Here is a 17,888-nt window from a genome sequence, read left to right as displayed (position 1 = left end):
CTAAGGCTTCATTCACAGGCCAACAGCGGCGCGCAACTCCGCGACCCGAGGAGTCGCTTCCCAGGTAAACTCGGGCAGCTCACGACCAAAGTGGCCATAGGCACTCGTGGCAGCATAAATGGGTCGAATCAGCTGCAGGTCCCGAATGATGGCGAGCGGGCGCAGGTCAAAGAGCTCGCGCACGGCGACTTCGATCTTCTCCCGCGGTACAGTCTCGGTGCCAAAGGTCTCAACGTACAATCCAACGGGGTGGGCGCGACCGATGGCGTAGGCCACCTGCAATTCGGCCCGTCGAGCGAGCCCCGCACGCACCACGTGCTTCGCTACCCAACGCATCGCGTAGGCCGCCGAGCGGTCGACCTTCGAGGGGTCTTTACCACTAAAGGCCCCACCACCGTGACGGCTTGAACCACCGTAGGTGTCAATAATGATCTTGCGCCCGGTCAGGCCAGCATCGCCCATTGGGCCACCAACAACAAACGGCCCGGCTGGATTTATGAAGTATTGGGTGTCGTTACTCGTGAGATCAACCCGGTCGAGCACTGGCCGAATGACCTCACGCATGACGGCGTCGTGTAACGCGGGCTGCGTGATGCTGGGCTGGTGCTGCGTCGATACGACCACGGCTTCAACGGTCGCTGGGCGATCCCCGTCATACCCAATGGTCACCTGAGTCTTGCCATCTGGCCGCAGTTCGGGCAGCAGTCCGCTCTTGCGCACGTTGGTGAGGCGCTCGGCCAAACGATGTGAGATCCAGCTTGGTAGCGGATGCAACTCGGGAGTCTCGTCTGTCGCAAAACCAAACATAATGCCCTGGTCGCCCGCGCCCTGGCGACTCAAGCCGTCGTCGGTGGCACCGCTGCGCTGTTCAAGCGAGGTGTCAACACCACTCGCGATATCGGGCGACTGCTGGCCGATAGAAATCGAGACGCCACAAGAAGAACCGTCGAAGCCCATATCTGAGCTCGTGTAGCCGATATCGCGCACGGCCTCACGCACAATCTGCGGAATCTCGACGTACCCCGAAGTCGAGACCTCACCGGCAACATGCACAAGCCCCGTCGTCACGAGCGTCTCAACGGCAACACGCGCACCCGGGTCCTGTTTCAGAATGGCGTCAAGAATCGAATCTGAAATGCGATCACAGATCTTATCGGGGTGCCCCTCGGTCACGGACTCGGAGGTGAACTGGCGCAGCGACACGATGCTCCTAGGTCGTAAAACGAACAAAAATGACAGATCCGAAAGCCGCAAACGACAGTGGCGCCGGACTCTCTACAGAGTATCCGACGCCACTGACATTGCCGCTTGTGCAGCAGTAAGTTACGCGTGAACGCTACAGTGCAGCGCTCTCTTCGTGCTTCGTCATCGTGAGCTTGCCCTCAACGATCTCGTGCAGCGCAATCGACAGGGGCTTGTCATCAACAGACGAGTCGACCAGCGGACCGACATTGTCGAACAGGTTGCCGTCGTGCAAATCGGTGTAGTAGTTGTTAATCTGACGCGCGCGCTGCGAAGCGAAAATCACCAGAGCGTACTTCGAATCCACCTTATCGAGCAGCTCGTCGATGGGCGGATCAATGATGCCGTTAACATTGGCCATGTAAACACTCCTCTAATAGACCTAGCCATTGTACCCTGTCGGCCCCGGATAGGCTAACCCAACAGTGATCGCACCAGCACGTGCCCGCGTTCCGTTGTGAGACGTGTCCAGGTGAGCGACCGGGAACGGCGAACCGGTTCGCCCTCGACCAAAAACCCCAGCATCTCCGCGGCAAACGCCGCGGCTGCTGGCAAACCAGGCGCAATTTCAACGCCCCACACACTCGCGCGCACCTTCTGCACCACGGCCTCACCGGGGTCCGCCGGCAGCAGCGAGACCACCCGTTCGATCCCCTCGGCGGCGACCTGAGCAAGCGAGTTACCGTCGACACTCCCAGCAGGCTCCCACCCCGAAGTTGGCGGCAGCACCCCGGCCCACGCCGCCATCACGGTCACATCGGGCAATTCCAGGGTACGTCCAACGATCCCGAGCCGTGCAATTCGATCGAGGATCGCGCGCGCCTGCACCGTAGTGTCGACGGGTTCGGCGGGTTGCTCGGCAAGCGCAAACGCCCGCATGACCAGCACCACGGGAACGGCGTCGGTGATCCCGCGCGGCATTTGTGTGCAGCCGTAAACGGCGAGTGTTGATCCGCGGGTCACGAGGCGCACCTCAGCCTGCCCAGCGCGCAACAGACGCTCAAGAAAGATTCGCATGTCGTCTCGCGTCGCGACATCCGCGAGCAGTAGTGTGGCAGCCATTCCAATCAGCCTAGCGGTCACCCGGCGGCCATAGACTGGTTGCCGACAAGACTACCTGGATCCATACCAGGTCAACCGCAGGGAGGAACCATGACTGCAGAATCCGAACTTCTCGCCATGCTCTCGGTGATTGATTCCGACGCGCGCACCCACTATGACATTCTCACGGGGCCGCCTCTGCCAACACCCCACGGTCGCTCCTTCGGAGGCCAAGTTCTTGGGCAGGCCATTGCCGCGGTCGGCACCTCGGTTGCCGAGGGGCGCGAAATCCACTCGATGCACGGCTACTTTCTGCGGCCCGGATCCAGCTCGGAACGCATGACGTTTGAGGTCGCGCGGCTTTACGACGGCCGTTCGTTCTCAACACGGCGCGCACAGGCGTACCAAAACGGTGACGTGCTGATGTCGATGATCGCCTCCTTCCAGGGGATCGAAGAGGGCATCGAACACCAGGAAAGCCTGGACATGTCCGGGATCCCCTCACCCGATGACCTGTCCACAGTATGGGAAAAATACGGCCACCTGGCCGACAGTGGTCGTGCCTCATGGGTACTCAACCGACCGTTCGACCTGCGTTACGTCGAGTCTGACATTGTGCTGCGGGTTGAGGATCAGGCAAGCCGCCAACGGTTGTGGCTTCGGGCACGCGACACGTTGCCCGGCACACAGCTCATTCACTCGGCCGCGCTTGCGTTTGCCTCGGACTATGTTTTGATGGAGCCCGTGCTACGGCGCCACGGTGTACCGTGGGCGACCCCGGGGCTCAGCACCGCGAGCCTCGACCACTCGATGTGGTTCCACCGTCCGTTCCGCGCCGACGAGTGGCTGCTCTACGAGCTCGACTCCCCCACGGCGCAGGGTGGCCGCGGGCTTGCGCACGGACGCTTCTACAATACCTCTGGCGACCTGGTCGCGAGTGTGGCACAGGAGAGCATGATCCGACTGCCCAGCGGAGAGTAGTTTCAAGCCATTGTCGGCGGCTGCGTTGGCAGTTGCGGCTGTGGCTACATCACTCACCGGGTTCGAGGTTTGCAGTTTGCACGAGCCACCTCTCTCCAACGATTGGGCCCCTTTCCCACGGGACTTCCCCGCCGAAAAGTGGCCCAGTCGTAGTTAGCATGTGCTTCGACCTTCACGGCCGCAACGCCCCACGGGACTCGTCAGAAGAATTTGTCACGTTTGCGGTGAAACTGGCAGGTACATGGTGAACAACAAACCACGGAGGTCACCATGTCACTCACCGACAAAGAGCTTGATGCGCAGCTTCGCTCGCTCCTCCTACCCCGCAATTGACTCTGCGGTAGCACTCGCTCTCACGCACGAGGCCGCGCGATCCGCGAGTCACCGCAGACGCCGTCGGATCTGGCTCATGCCGACAGCACTCATCGCTGTGAGCCTGCTCGCGATCCCGACCGCGGCCGTTGCCGAGCGCATCTTTGAAGCACAGAGTGGTGAGTTCTCCGAGGAGACCACGGAGTCAGAAGCCGGCAACGAGTGGATCTACACCGGCAGTCCCGACTACGAGTCGTACCTCTTGAGTATTGTTCCCAAGCACCTGCCCGCACCCGAGTGGCTTGACTGGGACGCCGAAGCGAAGGTCGCGGCCAAGTGGTACCAAAGTTATGAGGGCGGCTATATCGAAGACGCCACCCTCATTTGTGACTTCGAAAATACGCTGTGGCAGGCATGGATCGCAGAGTGGATCATGGCGGACCACGAAAATGACGACGTGAGGCGCGAGGCAGCGATGGCTGCGCTTCGCGAGGCACCCAGCTGGCCGAACATTGCGAGTTCTGACGGTGGCGGTATTCGCTACAGCATGTGGGCATTTGTTGCTCGCATGAACGTAGCAGATCCCCAGGCTCGCAGGGTCGCCGCGCAAGCGTTGGCCGAGCGCGAAACCGGACAGATTGCTCGGGTGGACCAGCTCATCGAGCTAGACCTCACCGACGCTCTACCCGCGGACGAGCAGCTTGCAACGCGTGGCCCCGCATTTCACAAACTGTACGAGGTATGGGATCACCGTGATCGGCAGCTGCTCATCACCGAGATTCTCGCGGGAATCGACACTGTCTCAAGCGAAGATGACTCCAGCGCCGGTTCCCCCTACTGGGATGACTACGACCGCGCGCTTGTCAACATTGCGACGGCAGCAGGGGTGAAAGATCCAGCGGCGGCGGTAGGCCACAGTCGACTCGGGCCATCGATGTGGAAGGACGAGCCGGTCTGGAAGGGTGAGCAGTCAGAGGGCGGAGACGTCAAATGACCGCGCTTTCCACCCCAGGGTCGTTGACCAATTTGAACACCCAGGCTCTCAACCTCGTTCATTTACAATGAAACCGACTTCAACCAGATTGTTGCCGAGTTATTGCCCGATCTCACAGGATATTTTCTGCGCAGGCTCGCTGATCCCGACGACGCGGCTGACGCCACCGCTGATGTGTTGCTCGTGCTCGTTCGAAAGCAGGATCAGCCGCCCCGGGATCGCGAGTCACTCAGACAGTACGGCTTTGGGGTGGCCCGCAAAGTGCTTCTCAAAGCCCGACGTGGCCGTGTGCGGCACACCGAGTTGGCAGAGCGGCTGCGGCGCGAAATGGTGGTGGCTCCCCAGGTGGCCCCGGATCCTCACCCTCAACTTGCAAGCGCGCTCGCCAAGCTGGCGGAGAAGGATCGCGAACTTCTGTTGCTCGTCGCGTGGGAGGACCTGTCGGTCGCCGAAGCCGGAGCCGTACTGGGCTTCAAGGCCGAGGCCGCTCGGCAGCGCTACTCGAGGCTTCGCGCCCGGTTGCGGGCTGAGCTTCACCCATAACCCATCCGGTAGTGCGGGTTTGCCGCTTGGTCCGAGACGAAGCGACCACTTGGCACTATCGGATGGTGTGTCGTGTCAGCCCCGGCGGAACTTCAGCGGCTCGTCCCTCCAGGGTTCGACAGCAGCCCTGGCCTCCGCGGGGATGCGGATCGGGCGCAGGTGCACACCGTCAACGATCACAACCGTGGTAATCGCGCGGGCGACCACGCGGCGTTCCGGCTCCGCCGCCGCGTCGACAACTTCGTAGTGCAGTTCAAGGCTCGATCCACCGAGTTTGCCGATCCACATCTCAACGACGATCGGGGTATCGCCGTACTCAAGCACCCCGAGAAACTCGATCTGCTGGTTCGCGACGAGCATCTTCAGGCCCTCGGGAGTGTCACCGCGAAAGTAACCCTCCATGCCGGTGGCCTGGCGCCCACTGCCACGCCAGAACACGCGTACGCGCGCTTCCTCAAGGTAGCGCGCGTAGGCGACGTTGTTCACGTGGCCGTACGCGTCTTGATCGCCCCAGCGGAGCTCAATATCGACGTAGGTGCGTGCCATGTCAGACCATTATCACGACGCTAGTCGCGGGTCAACTTGCGGTAGGTCACGCGCGAGGGCTTCGCGGCGTCAGCGCCAAGACGTTCAACCTTGTTTGCTTCGTAGGACTCGAAGTTACCCTCGAACCAGTGCCAGTTCGACGGGTTCTCTTCGGTGCCCTCGTACGCAAGAATGTGCGTTGCGATGCGATCAAGGAACCACCGATCGTGAGTGATGACCACAGCACAGCCGGGGAACTCAAGCAGTGCGTTCTCGAGGCTCGACAGGGTCTCGACGTCGAGGTCGTTCGTCGGCTCGTCAAGCAATAGCAGGTTGCCACCCTGCTTGAGCGTAAGCGCGAGGTTCAGGCGGTTGCGCTCGCCTCCGGAGAGCACGCCTGCAAGCTTCTGTTGATCCGGCCCCTTAAACCCAAACGTCGACACATACGCGCGCGACGGAATCTCAGTGTTGCCGACCTGAATGTAGTCGAGCCCGTCAGAAACGACCTCCCACACATTCTTCTTCGGGTCGATGCCACCGCGGGTCTGATCCACGTAACTGAGTTTGACGGTCTCGCCAATTTTCAGTTCTCCATCATCGAGTGGCTCGACACCGACGATCGTTTTGAAGAGTGTTGTTTTACCCACACCGTTCGGGCCAATAATGCCGACGATTCCGTTACGCGGAAGGGTAAACGAGAGCCCGTCGATGAGCACACGCCCGTCGAAGCCCTTCTTGAGGTTCTTGGCGTCGAGCACTAGGTTACCAAGGCGTGGGCCCGCAGGAATCTGGATTTCTTCGAAATCGAGCTTCTTGGTGCGCTCGGCCTCAGCAGCCATTTCTTCGTAGCGGGCGAGACGAGCCTTCGACTTGACCTGGCGGCCCTTCGCGTTGGATCGAACCCACTCGAGTTCGTCCTTCAGACGGCGCTGCAGCTTCTGGTCCTTCTTGCCCTGCACCTCAAGGCGCGCGGCCTTCTGCTCAAGGTACGTCGAGTAGTTGCCCTCGTATGGGTAAAGGCGACCGCGGTCGACCTCACAAATCCAGGTGGCAACGTGGTCGAGGAAGTACCTGTCGTGAGTCACAGCCATGACGGCTCCGGGGTACTTAGAGAGGTGCTGCTCAAGCCAGAGCACACTCTCTGCGTCGAGGTGGTTAGTCGGCTCGTCGAGCAGAAGCAGATCGGGCTTCTCAAGCAGCAGCTTGCAAAGCGCAACGCGGCGCTTCTCACCACCCGAGAGGTTCTTGACGATGGCGTCGGAAGGCGGGCAGCGCAGCGCGTCCATCGCCTGCTCAAGCTGGTTGTCAAGATCCCAGCCGTCGACGTGGTCGATCGCTTCTTGCAACTCGCCCATCTCTGGCAGCAGCTTGTTGTAGTCGGCATCTGGATCAGCCATTTCGGCCGAGATCTCGTTGAAGCGATCAAGCTTGCCCTTGATGTCTGCGACACCCTGCTGAACGTTCTCGAGAACAGTTTTATCTTCGTCGAGCTCTGGCTCCTGCATCAAGATGCCAACGGAGTATCCGGGCGTCAGGATCGCGTCGCCGTTTGAAGGGGTATCGATCCCGGCCATGATCTTCAAGATCGTCGACTTACCGGCACCGTTCGGACCCACAACACCGATCTTCGCGCCGGGCAAAAACGCCATGGTTACGTCGTCGAGGATTACTTTGTCGCCGTGCGCCTTACGTGCGCGCACCATCTGGTAAATGTACTCAGCCATATAACTTCCGGGGTGGTCCCCGAACTCCCTGCTTTAAGAGGCGAAAAACGAAACTCTGACTACTCTACCGGCGGTCAGCAAAAGTGTGTGCAGCTACCAATCAACTGAACGCGTGTTGCCAATCAGACATATGTCTGTGTTTGGGCCGACGGCGGGCTCATTTTTGGCGACAAAGGTGCGATCGGCAGTGACCAACTGCCCAATCAAGCAGTCGGTACCGATACGCACGGAAACAAAGATGTTGTCGGCTTCAAGGTTCGTCTTTGTCTGATCGAAGCTGAACTGCATCATCGTGGGATCAAACCCGGCGTCGATAACGGCCTGCGCGACCGGTTTGCCCACGATTGGCTCTTTACCCGCGGTGTACTTGCGGATGACCTCGGTGAAGTAAGGAAGATTCTGCTCCGCTGTGCCATCCGGCACGAATACCGGAGCAACAGTTGGCTTCTTTGTCGTCTCTTCGCGCTTCGGGGTCTGCGGTGTTGGTCCCGCAACCACACTTTCGACGACCGAGCACCCGGCTAACAGGGGCAGCGCAATTCCAAGCGCTAACGCGGCGCGGCCCAGACGCTTGACAGTTGTGGATTCAGTCACCCCGCTAGTTTACGCAAGCTGCGCCCTAGCTTGCTGAGCGTCATCCAAAACGACATTCGTTCACATGTACGATTTTTCCCGCTAGCTCAGGATCTTATCCACATTTTTCAATCTTCAGCACTCCAAGATACCCGGCGAGGCAGTCTGGAGATGAGCGGACGGTCCGGATCCCGCACGGCACGGCCCGTCCGCTCTTTCATCTCAACACACCATTCAATTTGCGCGAGTAAACTCAGCAGAGGAGACCACATGTCCATACAAATCAGTGTCGTCGGCACCGTCGCCACAGAGCCAAAGCTTCTCAACTCAGCGGGGAAGACCTCGTTCTGCACGTTCCGCGTGGCGAGCAACGAGAGACGCTATGACCGCGAGAAAAACCAGTGGGTCGACGGCGAGACAACATGGCTTTCAGTCAATGCGTTTCGCAGTCTCGCTGAACACGCGCGAGAATCATTTTCGGTCGGGGATCGTGTCATCGTGAACGGAAAGCTTCGTGTGAAACGCTGGGAAGCCCAAGACCGCAAGGGGGTCTCAGTTGAGCTGGATGCCGACGGACTCGGGCACGACCTGCGCTGGGGTGTCTCGACATTCAAAAAGCGCATGATTGGAACGCCCGTTCCCGATGCCGAGCCGACAGAAATGACGGCGGCTGAACCGAAGCCCCTGAATAATTCAGTGAATGACGGGTGGCTGACTACGGCGGATGCTCCCGAACAGGGGCAGAACAACGATGGGTTTAGCCAGGTAAGCGCCGCTGCCTAGCGCAGGTAAGCGGTAAAGGCCGCACGTATTTTGTTTACTTTGGGCACCGCAACGGCAAGACAGTAACCCTGAGTTGGGTTCTTCGCGAAGAAATCCTGGTGGTATTCCTCGGCTGCAAATACCTCCCCGAGGGGTTCGAGAGTGGTCGCGATCTCGCCAGGCCACCACTCGCTCGCCCGCTTGATTGCCGCCTCAAACACACTTCGTTGATTGGCGTCTGCGGGAAACATCGCTGAACGGTACTGTGTTCCAACATCGTTGCCCTGCCGATTCACCTGGGTGGGATCGTGCATTGTGAAGAATGCGTCAAGGATCACCTCAGACGGAACGAGGGTCTCGTCAAAGGTCACGGCGACTGCCTCAGCATGACCGGTGGTGCCGGTGCACACTTGCTCGTAGCTAGGTTGATTCGTTTGACCCCCGTGTAGCAGGAGAGCACTTCAGTCACTCCTCGGAGTTGACGATAAGCCGCGTCGAGACACCAGAAGCACCCTCCAGCGACCACGTAGGTAGTGAGAGCGGGTGTTGTATTCACAGTGTTTCCTTCCACCAGGTGTCAGCGGGCCCGACAGGAAGCCTACGCTTGTGTTCACTCGCACGATAGCGTCGCTCAAGGTTTTCAGCCGCGGGCGTAGAAATCTCATCGCCTCGCAAGTAAGCATCGATATCCGTGTAGCTCACCCCGAGGCTCAACTCGTCGGTATGTCCTGGGTCTCCATCAAGCAGATCGGCGGTCGGGATCTTTTCCCAAAGCCGCTCAGGAGCACCGAGCTCTTGCAGCAATGCTGCCCCTGCCCTTTTGTCAATCCAGAGAGAGGAAGCACATCCGCAGCCCCATCCCCAAACTTCGTAAAGAACCCTGTGATGGCCTCCGCGGCGTGATCCGTGCCGATAACCAGCAGCCCACGCTCACCCGCTATGGCGTACTGAGCGATCATGCGCATCCGAGCCTTGACGTTGCCCCGGTTGAAGTCGCTGACTGGCTCCCCCATCGCCCGAGTAACCTCTGCGGTAAGCGCGTCAACCCCACTCGCGATGTTGACAGACACCGATCGATCTGGACGAATAAACGAGAGCGCCAGCTGGGCGTCGTCCTCGTCGTGCTGCACTGAGTAAGGCAGGCGAACCGCAATGAACTCGGCGTCGCGGCCCCAGCACGCAGCCTCTCAACCGCGAGTTGGGCGAGCCGACCCGCGAGAGAGGAGTCTTGGCCTCCCGAGATACCGAGCACAAACCCACGCGCCCCTGGAAGAGAGGAGGCATAGTCAGCAAGAAACGCCACCCGCCGCTCAATCTCATCAGTCGGGTCTATTTCGGGCGCGGTTCCGAGCGCCTCGACGATCTCTCCCTGAGTTTTGCGCATATTCTTCACATTGCCCCCGTCATCTCTCGGTTCCGATGCTGACCGGCTAAGCAAACGCTTCTTCAATTGAATTCAAGCAGCGCGGGCCAAGCAGCCCTTTGAGTTCACCGTAAAGATCTGCTGTCACTCGGACCTGCTGCTTCAACTCAAAAACTCGCACGACATTGTTGGTCAACAGATTCAAGCGAACCTCGCTATCACCGCGGTGCCGCCCGAGCATCGATTTCAATTCTTCCATGAGTTCTTCGGTTGCTCGGGTGTCAGAGAGCGTAAGCATGAGTGTTGTCGCGTCATCTTGCACAGCCGCGTTAATGGGGCGCACACCGTAGGCGTGCATGGTCATACCGTCGTCGCGAGAGTTCATCTTGCCGCGCAGTGCGACAATCGAGTCAGGTTGAAGCAGTTGTCCAAACTCCTGGTAGGACTTGCCCATAAACAGAGCCTGCACCTCACCGGTATAGTCTTCGATCGTGACCATGCCGTAGAGGTTGCCTGATTTTGCGGTGCGATGTTGCACGTTTGTCAGCAGGCCCGCAAACGTCACAATCTCACCGTCAAACCCAGGGCTCGCGTCGGGATCGGTGACCTGCTGGATCGTCGCAGACGCTTCTTTTGCGAGCGCCGACTCGAGGCCACGAAGCGGGTGATCTGAGACGTAGAGCCCAAGCATCTCACGCTCGAAGGCAAGCTTGTCCTTTTTGGTCCACTCGGGGCGATCTGGAATCTGCAATACCTGTTCGGGTTCAACCTCGCCAGCCTCTGCAGCCTCTGCAAACAAGCTGTCGAAGTCGAAACCAACGTTGCCTTTCTCTGCGTCGCGCTTGTCTTTTACCGCGCTCTCGATCGCGGGCTCGTGAATCTCAACCAGCGCACGCCGGGTGCCGCCAAGACCGTCAAACGCGCCGGCTTTCACTAGCGACTCAACTGTGCGCTTGTTCAGGGCTACAAGAGGCACTTTCTTGAGGAAGTCGTGAAAGCTCTCGAAGGCTCCCTGGGACTCTCGAGCTTCACGAATTCCCTCGACAACGTTGGCGCCGACGTTACGGATCGCGCCGAGCCCAAAGCGAATATCTTCGCCGACAGCAGCAAAGTCAGCAAACGACTCGTTTACCGCGGGCGGCAGCACCTTGATGCCCATGCGGCGGCACTCGTTCAGATAGATCGCGAGCTTGTCTTTCGAGTCTCCGACGCTGGTCAGCAGCGCGGCCATGTACTCCGCCGGATAGTGTTCCTTGAGGTACGCGGTCCAATAACTGATCACCCCGTAGGCGGCCGAGTGCGCCTTGTTAAAGGCGTAGTCGGAGAAGGGCAGCAGAATGTCCCACAGCGCCTTGATTGCGGCTTCGCCGAAGCCGTTCGCCTTCATGCCCCAGAAAAGCCCTCGTACTGTTTATCGAGCTCTTCCTTCTTCTTTTTGCCCATTGCGCGCCGCAAAATATCCGCTTGGCCGAGCGAAAAACCCGCGACCTTCTGCGCAATCGACATGACCTGCTCCTGATAAATGATCAGACCGTAGGTCGTGTCGAGAATCTCACGCAGCGGTTCTTCAAGTTCTGGGTGAATCGGGGTAATCGGTTGCAGCCCGTTTTTTCGAAGAGCATAGTTCGTGTGTGAGTCTGCACCCATTGGTCCCGGTCGGTACAGTGCGAGCACAGCTGAGATATCTTCGAAGTTGTCCGGCTTCATCAGCCGCAAGAGCCCACGCATGGGACCGCCATCGAGCTGAAACACCCCGAGTGTGTCACCGCGAGCAAGCAGCTCATACGATGGGGCGTCGTCAAGTGCGAGTCGCTCAAGATCTAGTTCTTCGCCCTTGTTCAGGCGAATGTTTTCGAGCGCGTCAGAGATGATCGTGAGGTTACGCAACCCCAAGAAGTCCATCTTGATGAGTCCAAGACCCTCGCAGGTTGGGTAGTCGAATTGCGTGACGATCTGGCCATCTTGCTCACGCTTCATAATTGGGATGATGTCGATGAGCGGGTCACTCGACATGATCACACCAGCAGCGTGCACACCCCATTGGCGCTTCAGACCTTCAAGCCCGAGCGCGGTCTCATAGACCAGCTTGGCCTCCGCGTCTTCGGCCAGAACGGCACGGAACTCTGCGGCTTCCTTATACCGGGGGTGCGCGGGGTCGGTGATGCCAGAGAGCGGGATATCCTTCGCCATCACGGCGGGCGGCATGGCCTTGGTGAGTTTCTCCCCATGCCGAACGGGAATCCAAGCACACGCGAAGAGTCTTTAAGGGCCTGCTTCGACTTAATCGTGCCGTAGGTCACAATCTGCGCAACACGCTCATCGCCGTATTTTTCGGTGACGTACTGAATCACCTCGCCACGGCGGCGATCATCGAAGTCGACGTCGAAGTCGGGCATCGACACACGATCGGGGTTCAAGAACCGCTCGAAGATGAGCCCGTGCTGCAGCGGGTCGAGGTCCGTGATCCTCATTGCATAAGCGGCCATCGAACCGGCCCCCGAACCACGCCCGGGTCCCACTCGAATCCCGTTGTCTTTTGACCAGTTGATGAAGTCGGCAACGACTAGGAAGTAACCGGGGAAGCCCATCTGGGTAATCACGCCAGTCTCATACTCAGCCTGCTTACGCACTGCGTCAGGGATCCCGTCTGGGTATCGGTAGTGCAGGCCACGCTCGACCTCTTTGATAAACCAGCTTTCCTCGGTCTCGCCATCGGGAACTGGGTAGCGCGGCATGTAGTTTGCGCTGGTGTTGAACTCGGATCCGCAGCGCTCAGCGATGAGAAGCGTGTTGTCGCAGGCTTCCGGTAGTTCACGGAAGATGTGCCGCATCTCTGCAGCTGACTTGAGGTAGTAGCCACTGCCGCTGAATTGAAAGCGGTTGGGATCGTCCATGCGAGATCCGGACTGCACACACAGCAACGCCGAGTGAGCCTCAGCATCACTTTCGTGTACGTAGTGCAGATCGTTCGTGGCGACGAGCGGGATCTTCAGGTCGCGGGCGATCTCAAGCAAATCGGTCTTTACGCGGCGCTCAATATCGAGGCCGTGATCCATCAGCTCGCAGAAAAAGTTTTCTTTGCCAAAGAGATCTTGAAACTCAGCCGCAGCCTCACGGGCTTCCTTTAACTGGCCGAGGCGAATGCGGGTGTGGATCTCGCCAGAGGGGCAACCGGTTGTTGCGATGAGACCCTTTGAATACTTCTGCAGCAATTCACGGTCCATGCGGGGCTTGAAGTAGTAGCCCTCCATCGAAGCGAGACTTGAGAGCCGAAAGAGGTTGTGCATACCCTCGGTTGTCTCCGACAGCAGCGTCATGTGGGTATATGCACCAGCACCAGAAACGTCGTCACCGGAACCGTCGCCCCAACGAACGCGGGTGCGATCGCCGCGGTGAGTACCCGGCGTCAAGTATGCCTCGATACCGACAATCGGCTTCACGCCCGCATCGTTTGCGGTCTTCCAAAAATCAAAGGCGCCAAACGTGTTGCCGTGGTCAGTCACTGCAATCGCCGGCATATTCTGCTCAGCCGCCGCCTGAATCAGCGGCTTAACTCGTGCTGCCCCATCAAGCATTGAATACTCACTGTGCACGTGCAGGTGAACAAATCCGTCATTTTCAGCCACAGAGGACGCCCCTTTCACAGACCACTCAAGGTTACCCTGCTTTGATGTGAGAGCTACGACCCGAGGTATTTGCCGACACGCGGAATCCGCCGAATGAGCACCGTCACAAACAGGCTCGGGATCAACACAAGTAACGTCAGCAGAGGCACGGTCGCCCACACCGGGCCCGTGGTGGTTTCAAAGCCAAGCTGTTTATACAGCCACTGGAAGAACGGGTGAATCAGATAGAGGCCAAGCGAATTCGCACTTAAGAACATCACCAGACGTAGTGGCTTCCCGAGAGCCTTACCCGCTCACCCCACGCTCGCGCAAGCACAAACACCGCAACTGCAACGACCGCTACGTTGATCGTCAAGTATCGATAAAACAGCTCATCGGATTCTTCTCGGGCGTGCGACACCATCACGGTACCGACGATAGTTCCCACCAGCCCGAGTAGGCCAGCAACGCTCAACCAGGTCACAGCACGGGAGCCAAGCCTGCAGGTGCTGAGCAGGTAACCCAGTAAAAAGTACGCGGAGTAACCCAGTACCAACTCCAGCCTGATCGTTCCGAGCACTTCAGCGAGCAACTCACCAGCCACGGGAATACGTGTCAACAAAGGAAGAACAAACACAAACGGAATCGCAAGGGCGACAAAATACCAGGCGACTCGCCTATCTCGAACGATCAGTCTCAGAATGGGTGCGACCAGATACAGTCCTGCGAGAGCCAGGAGAAACCAGAGGTGAAAGTGACCGGTCACAACACGGGTAACGAACTCCATCAGATCCCAGCTGCCCCTGGACCGTACACCTCAAGCGTCGCGTAGAACAGTGACCAAAATGCATACAGGAGCAGAAGCCTTGGGATGCTCCTGCGAAACAACGAGCGCCAGGTCACGTCTCGTTTTGGATCTAGAAAAAGCGCCCCCGAAATCATGAAAAAGACGGGGACACAGTAGCGAAGGAAAGATCCGAACACCGCTAGGTCATCCCAGCGTGGATTATCAGGAGTCAGGTCGTGCCACTCCGTAATTGAGACATGCAGCATCACAACGGCAACAATTGCAAGCACACGCAACAGGTCGAAGTGCTGCACGCGTGAGAAGGCACTTTGTTGCTGCCCCGCCTTCGCCATCTGAATATGCTAACAATCTGAGCGCGCTAAAGTTGCGAGGGTGAGCGAATCTGCAGGTACCACCAGTCCCCAACCGTCAGCGTCATTTTGCCGGTCTACAATTCGATGCCATACCTCACAGAGACCATGGAGTCGGTCCTGTCGCAAGACCTCCAAGACTTAGAGGTCATCGCGGTGAATGACGGCTCAACCGACGGGTCAGGCGAGGAACTTGACCGGTTTGCCGCGCTTGACAGCCGTGTCACCGTGCATCACCAACCGAACAGCGGCTGGCCGGGTATGCCCGCAACCGCGGCCTCGACATCGCGCGCGGTACTTTTGTCATGTTCATGGACTCAGACGACACGCTCGCCCGCAATGCTCTGAGCGCGATGGTTAACATGGCCGAGGATCGCCAGGCCGATATTGTCATCCCGCGTTTCCAGGGCACCGGTGGTCGTCAGGTGCAGGGCCTCTTCCTCAGTTTCCCGGAGGGCGACATTGGTCTTCCCCGCGCAATGGAGACGCTCTCACCCCAGAAACTCTTCCGCCGCAGCATGATCGAACAGGATCAGCTGCGCTTTCCCGAGGGCAAGGTTCGCCTCGAAGACGGCATCTTCATCACCCGCGCCTACACCATCGCCCGCCGAATTACGTTCTGCGGTACCGGCCCGCTCTATTTCATTGCCGAGCGCGATGACGGGCAAAACATCTCAGCGCGCCCCATAGATCCTGACAACTATGTCTCTTCGTGCCGCAAGATCGCCGAGCTACTGCGTGATGGTGTGCCTGATGCGAAGCGATCCGAACGACTGATTCGCCAGTTCTTTTCTCGCAAGGGGCTGCGCTTCTATGCGGCGAAGCGGTGGCTGAAGTTTGATGCCGAGCGCAAGCAGCGTTGGGTCACCCTGCACCAGCAGTTTCTGCGCGATTTCGTGCCGTCAGAGAGCGACGCCCTCATTCAAAACGTCACTGATCGCCGCAAGGTGATGCTGATACGCGCGGGCGACGTCATCGGCCTCGACCGCCTGATTGCTGCTGAGCAAGAGCTCGTACACACGAATCAATATCTCGGTGGGACCCATGGCACCTACGGTGTGGAGCTTCTCGTTGCGGTCACGCCCGAAGATCCAACCAGCATTCTTGGTCAGAGCCGCACACCCTCGGCATGGCGGTTAAACCTGGCCCGTCTTGTGCACCGCGTGTTGCGCCCGTTCTTTGGACACCACTTTGCGCGTGGCCTCAGCCGCAAACTTTCACAAATTGCGGTTGGGCGTGCACCCGGCGCCTACCTGATGCTTGCTGGTCGTCGAGTGCGCAACGCTATCGCCGTGCCGGGCCGCCTGGTTGGCGCACAAAATGGATCTCTCCACTTTCGGTTTGTGCTGCCCGAAGAACTGCTTCGGCGCTTTCCTGGTGAGCGTGTTGATATGTGGACCATAGCTGAGGTCCATCCAAACCTGAGCGGCCGCCAGACGCGAGTCCGCACTGCGCCACTCAAGAAGGGGCAGAAGCTTGGAGGCCTCGCCTACGCCACGAACCAGGGCAATCTGAGTCTGGATCTGCGCAAGAAGCGCGGTTAACTAGGCGTCAAGCACGTCAATGGCGTGCTGCAGGTCGTTAGGATAGACACTCTCGAACTCGACAGGCTCACCGGTACCTGGGTGCCTGAATCCCAGCCGCATCGCGTGGAGCCACTGACGGTCGAGTCCCAGACGCTCAGAAAGCGTGGGATCGGCGCCGTACATTGTATCTCCCACGCAGGGGTGACGCTGCGCAGACATGTGCACGCGAATCTGGTGTGTGCGTCCAGTCTCGAGTTCGACCTCAAGCAGTGTTGCGTAGGGAAACGCTTCGAGCGTGCGGTAATGCGTGATGGAGTGTTTTCCTTCTTGCACAACCGCGAACTTCCACTCGTGTCCGGGATGCCGTCCGATAGCACTCTCAATCGTCCCGGAGAAGGGATCTGGGTGTCCTTGCACCACTGTGTGGTAGATTTTGTCAACTTCGCGCTGTTTGAAAGCGCGCTTCAGTCTGCTGTAAGCACGTTCGCTCTTGGCTACGGCCATGAGACCACTCGTTCCCGCATCAAGTCGGTGCACGATGCCCTGACGCTCGGGCGGTCCCGAGGTTGCGATCCGATACCCAGCCCCTGCAAGTGCGCCAAGCACAGTAGGGCCTTCCCAGCCTTGAGAAGGATGAGCCGCGACTCCCGCAGGTTTATCAACAACAACAAAGTCTTCGTCATCGTAGATGATGCCGAGTTCTGGCAGTTCGACCGGCACGATCTCTGGCCCGGTCTTTTCTGTCCAGCTCACCTCGAGCCAAGAATCAGTGTGCAAGCGGTCTGACTTTCCCAGCACCTTTCCGTCAAGGGTCACCCCTCCGGCCTGCGCCACCTCTGCGGCGAAGCTCCGCGAGAACCCCATCAACTTCGCGAGCGCAGCATCGACCCGTTGACCGGCGAGGCCGTCGGGCACGGGAAGACTACGGTGTTCCATCGTTTCCCTCGCTGAGCTCAGGATCGGAATGAGGTTCCCGCTCGCCGGTTGCGCTCTTCCGAACGCGTGGCGATCCGTCGATCGGCACCCCAAACAGGGTGATGAGCACAAACAGCACCATGCCAACCACAATGCCCATGTCTGCGATGTTGTAGATCGCAGGAATCATCCAAGGGGTTGAGATGAAATCAATGACGTGTCCCACTGGGAAGCCAGGATCGCGCGTCAGCCGATCAGTTAGATTACCGAGCACACCGCCGAGCAGTAACCCCAGGAATATTGACCATGAGATCGACCGCAGACGACGGATCTGCCACAGAATCACCACAACAACGACAGCAGCGAGAATCGTGAAAATCCAGGTCGAGCCGCTCGCCATGGAGAATGCTGCGCCCGGGTTGCGCACGAAGTGCCACTGCAAAAACTCGCCGATAACAGGGACCGTTTCTCCCTCTGGCAGATTCGCAACAACCCAGTTTTTTACGAGCTGGTCAGCGATGAAGACCGCTGCCGCTACCAAAAGTAGCAGCAGCGGTATCCAGCGCTTACGCGGAGCGGGTTGCCCTGAAGTTCCCGAAGCCTCGGGAGTGTCACTCACGCTCT

The 17,888-nt window shown here is 58.9% G+C and carries 17 protein-coding genes and 4 pseudogenes; 6 read left to right on the top strand and 15 right to left on the bottom strand.

Going from position 1 to position 17,888, the window contains the following annotated elements:
* Positions 1–12: 12 nt before the first annotated feature.
* The 3 genes from metK to G7066_RS06205 form a co-directional block, all read right to left on the bottom strand.
* The gene (metK, locus tag G7066_RS06215; RefSeq protein WP_166329843.1) at positions 13–1,203 is read right to left on the bottom strand and encodes a methionine adenosyltransferase; all 1,191 of its coding nucleotides are present in this window, start codon (positions 1,201–1,203) and stop codon (positions 13–15) included.
* A gap of 133 nt (positions 1,204–1,336) precedes the next feature.
* Complete coding sequence (gene rpoZ, locus G7066_RS06210; protein ID WP_166329841.1) at positions 1,337–1,603, bottom strand: DNA-directed RNA polymerase subunit omega; 267 nt, start codon at positions 1,601–1,603, stop codon at positions 1,337–1,339.
* 53 nt (positions 1,604–1,656) lie between these two features.
* Entirely contained in the window at positions 1,657–2,304 is a 648-nt protein-coding gene (locus G7066_RS06205) for a DUF8185 domain-containing protein (protein ID WP_166329839.1), read from the bottom strand.
* A 90-nt stretch (positions 2,305–2,394) separates the two neighbouring features.
* Between G7066_RS06205 and G7066_RS06200 the strand changes: the two genes are divergently transcribed.
* The 3 genes from G7066_RS06200 (at position 2,395) to G7066_RS06190 (ending at position 5,113) form a co-directional block, all read left to right on the top strand.
* On the top strand, positions 2,395–3,264 hold the full coding sequence (locus G7066_RS06200) for an acyl-CoA thioesterase (protein ID WP_166329837.1): 870 nt from the start codon (positions 2,395–2,397) through the stop codon (positions 3,262–3,264).
* Between the two features lie 295 nt (positions 3,265–3,559).
* Entirely contained in the window at positions 3,560–4,570 is a 1,011-nt protein-coding gene (locus G7066_RS06195) for a hypothetical protein (protein ID WP_166329835.1), read from the top strand.
* A 60-nt stretch (positions 4,571–4,630) separates the two neighbouring features.
* Positions 4,631–5,113, top strand: coding sequence for an RNA polymerase sigma factor (locus tag G7066_RS06190; RefSeq protein WP_341873886.1), 483 nt, complete (start codon positions 4,631–4,633; stop codon positions 5,111–5,113).
* Between the two features lie 75 nt (positions 5,114–5,188).
* Here G7066_RS06190 and G7066_RS06185 read toward each other — a convergent pair whose 3' ends face one another.
* From G7066_RS06185 to G7066_RS06175, 3 genes are all read right to left on the bottom strand, one after another.
* Positions 5,189–5,659: an acyl-CoA thioesterase gene (locus G7066_RS06185; RefSeq protein ID WP_166329831.1), complete on the bottom strand. Its 471-nt coding sequence runs from the start codon at positions 5,657–5,659 to the stop codon at positions 5,189–5,191.
* 20 nt (positions 5,660–5,679) lie between these two features.
* On the bottom strand, positions 5,680–7,362 hold the full coding sequence (gene ettA / locus G7066_RS06180; RefSeq protein WP_166329829.1) for an energy-dependent translational throttle protein EttA: 1,683 nt from the start codon (positions 7,360–7,362) through the stop codon (positions 5,680–5,682).
* A 93-nt stretch (positions 7,363–7,455) separates the two neighbouring features.
* Positions 7,456–7,956, bottom strand: coding sequence for a DUF6993 domain-containing protein (locus G7066_RS06175; RefSeq protein ID WP_166329827.1), 501 nt, complete (start codon positions 7,954–7,956; stop codon positions 7,456–7,458).
* A 249-nt stretch (positions 7,957–8,205) separates the two neighbouring features.
* Here G7066_RS06175 and ssb point away from each other — a divergent pair, with 249 nt between their 5' ends.
* A complete protein-coding gene (gene ssb, locus G7066_RS06170) occupies positions 8,206–8,718 on the top strand; it encodes a single-stranded DNA-binding protein (protein ID WP_166329825.1) in 513 nt (170 codons plus the stop codon).
* Here the strand turns inward: ssb and msrA are convergent.
* The 7 genes and pseudogenes from msrA to G7066_RS16935 form a co-directional block, all read right to left on the bottom strand.
* A pseudogene (gene msrA, locus G7066_RS06165) lies at positions 8,715–9,223 on the bottom strand (peptide-methionine (S)-S-oxide reductase MsrA). The gene ssb and the pseudogene msrA overlap by 4 nt on opposite strands.
* A gap of 26 nt (positions 9,224–9,249) precedes the next feature.
* Positions 9,250–9,827: pseudogene (gene nadE / locus G7066_RS06160) on the bottom strand (ammonia-dependent NAD(+) synthetase).
* A 116-nt stretch (positions 9,828–9,943) separates the two neighbouring features.
* Positions 9,944–10,081, bottom strand: a pseudogene (locus G7066_RS17825) (ammonia-dependent NAD(+) synthetase); the annotation flags it as partial.
* 46 nt (positions 10,082–10,127) lie between these two features.
* A pseudogene (gene dnaE / locus G7066_RS06155) lies at positions 10,128–13,635 on the bottom strand (DNA polymerase III subunit alpha).
* Positions 13,636–13,739: 104 nt separating this feature from the next.
* Positions 13,740–13,943, bottom strand: coding sequence for a hypothetical protein (locus G7066_RS15895; protein ID WP_341873885.1), 204 nt, complete (start codon positions 13,941–13,943; stop codon positions 13,740–13,742).
* On the bottom strand, positions 13,943–14,452 hold the full coding sequence (locus tag G7066_RS06150; protein ID WP_280116250.1) for an acyltransferase family protein: 510 nt from the start codon (positions 14,450–14,452) through the stop codon (positions 13,943–13,945). The genes G7066_RS15895 and G7066_RS06150 overlap by 1 nt, the downstream gene beginning before the upstream one ends.
* Positions 14,452–14,805 (bottom strand): acyltransferase family protein, encoded by a 354-nt coding sequence (locus tag G7066_RS16935; protein ID WP_280116249.1) that lies wholly within the window; start codon positions 14,803–14,805, stop codon positions 14,452–14,454. The genes G7066_RS06150 and G7066_RS16935 overlap by 1 nt, the downstream gene beginning before the upstream one ends.
* A gap of 105 nt (positions 14,806–14,910) precedes the next feature.
* Between G7066_RS16935 and G7066_RS06145 the strand changes: the two genes are divergently transcribed.
* Both G7066_RS06145 and G7066_RS06140 read left to right on the top strand, forming a co-directional pair.
* Positions 14,911–15,171, top strand: coding sequence for a glycosyltransferase family 2 protein (locus G7066_RS06145; protein WP_166329823.1), 261 nt, complete (start codon positions 14,911–14,913; stop codon positions 15,169–15,171).
* Positions 15,135–16,367 carry a glycosyltransferase family 2 protein gene (locus G7066_RS06140; protein WP_244303329.1) on the top strand — a complete coding sequence of 411 codons (1,233 nt, stop codon included), beginning with the start codon at positions 15,135–15,137 and terminating at the stop codon, positions 16,365–16,367. Before G7066_RS06145 ends, G7066_RS06140 begins: the two co-directional genes overlap by 37 nt.
* On the opposite strand, the gene G7066_RS06135 is transcribed toward G7066_RS06140, so the two are convergent.
* Both G7066_RS06135 and lspA read right to left on the bottom strand, forming a co-directional pair.
* Positions 16,368–17,285 carry an RluA family pseudouridine synthase gene (locus G7066_RS06135; RefSeq protein ID WP_166329821.1) on the bottom strand — a complete coding sequence of 306 codons (918 nt, stop codon included), beginning with the start codon at positions 17,283–17,285 and terminating at the stop codon, positions 16,368–16,370.
* Complete coding sequence (lspA, locus tag G7066_RS06130; RefSeq protein WP_244303328.1) at positions 17,272–17,883, bottom strand: signal peptidase II; 612 nt, start codon at positions 17,881–17,883, stop codon at positions 17,272–17,274. Before lspA ends, G7066_RS06135 begins: the two co-directional genes overlap by 14 nt.
* Positions 17,884–17,888: the final 5 nt, after the last annotated feature.

The sequence above is a fragment of the Leucobacter coleopterorum genome (assembly GCF_011382985.1).
Classification (GTDB): Bacteria; Actinomycetota; Actinomycetes; order Actinomycetales; family Microbacteriaceae; genus Leucobacter; species Leucobacter coleopterorum.
The sequence above is the reverse complement of the archived record's forward strand: the minus strand, read 5'-3'. Positions and strand labels throughout refer to the sequence as shown.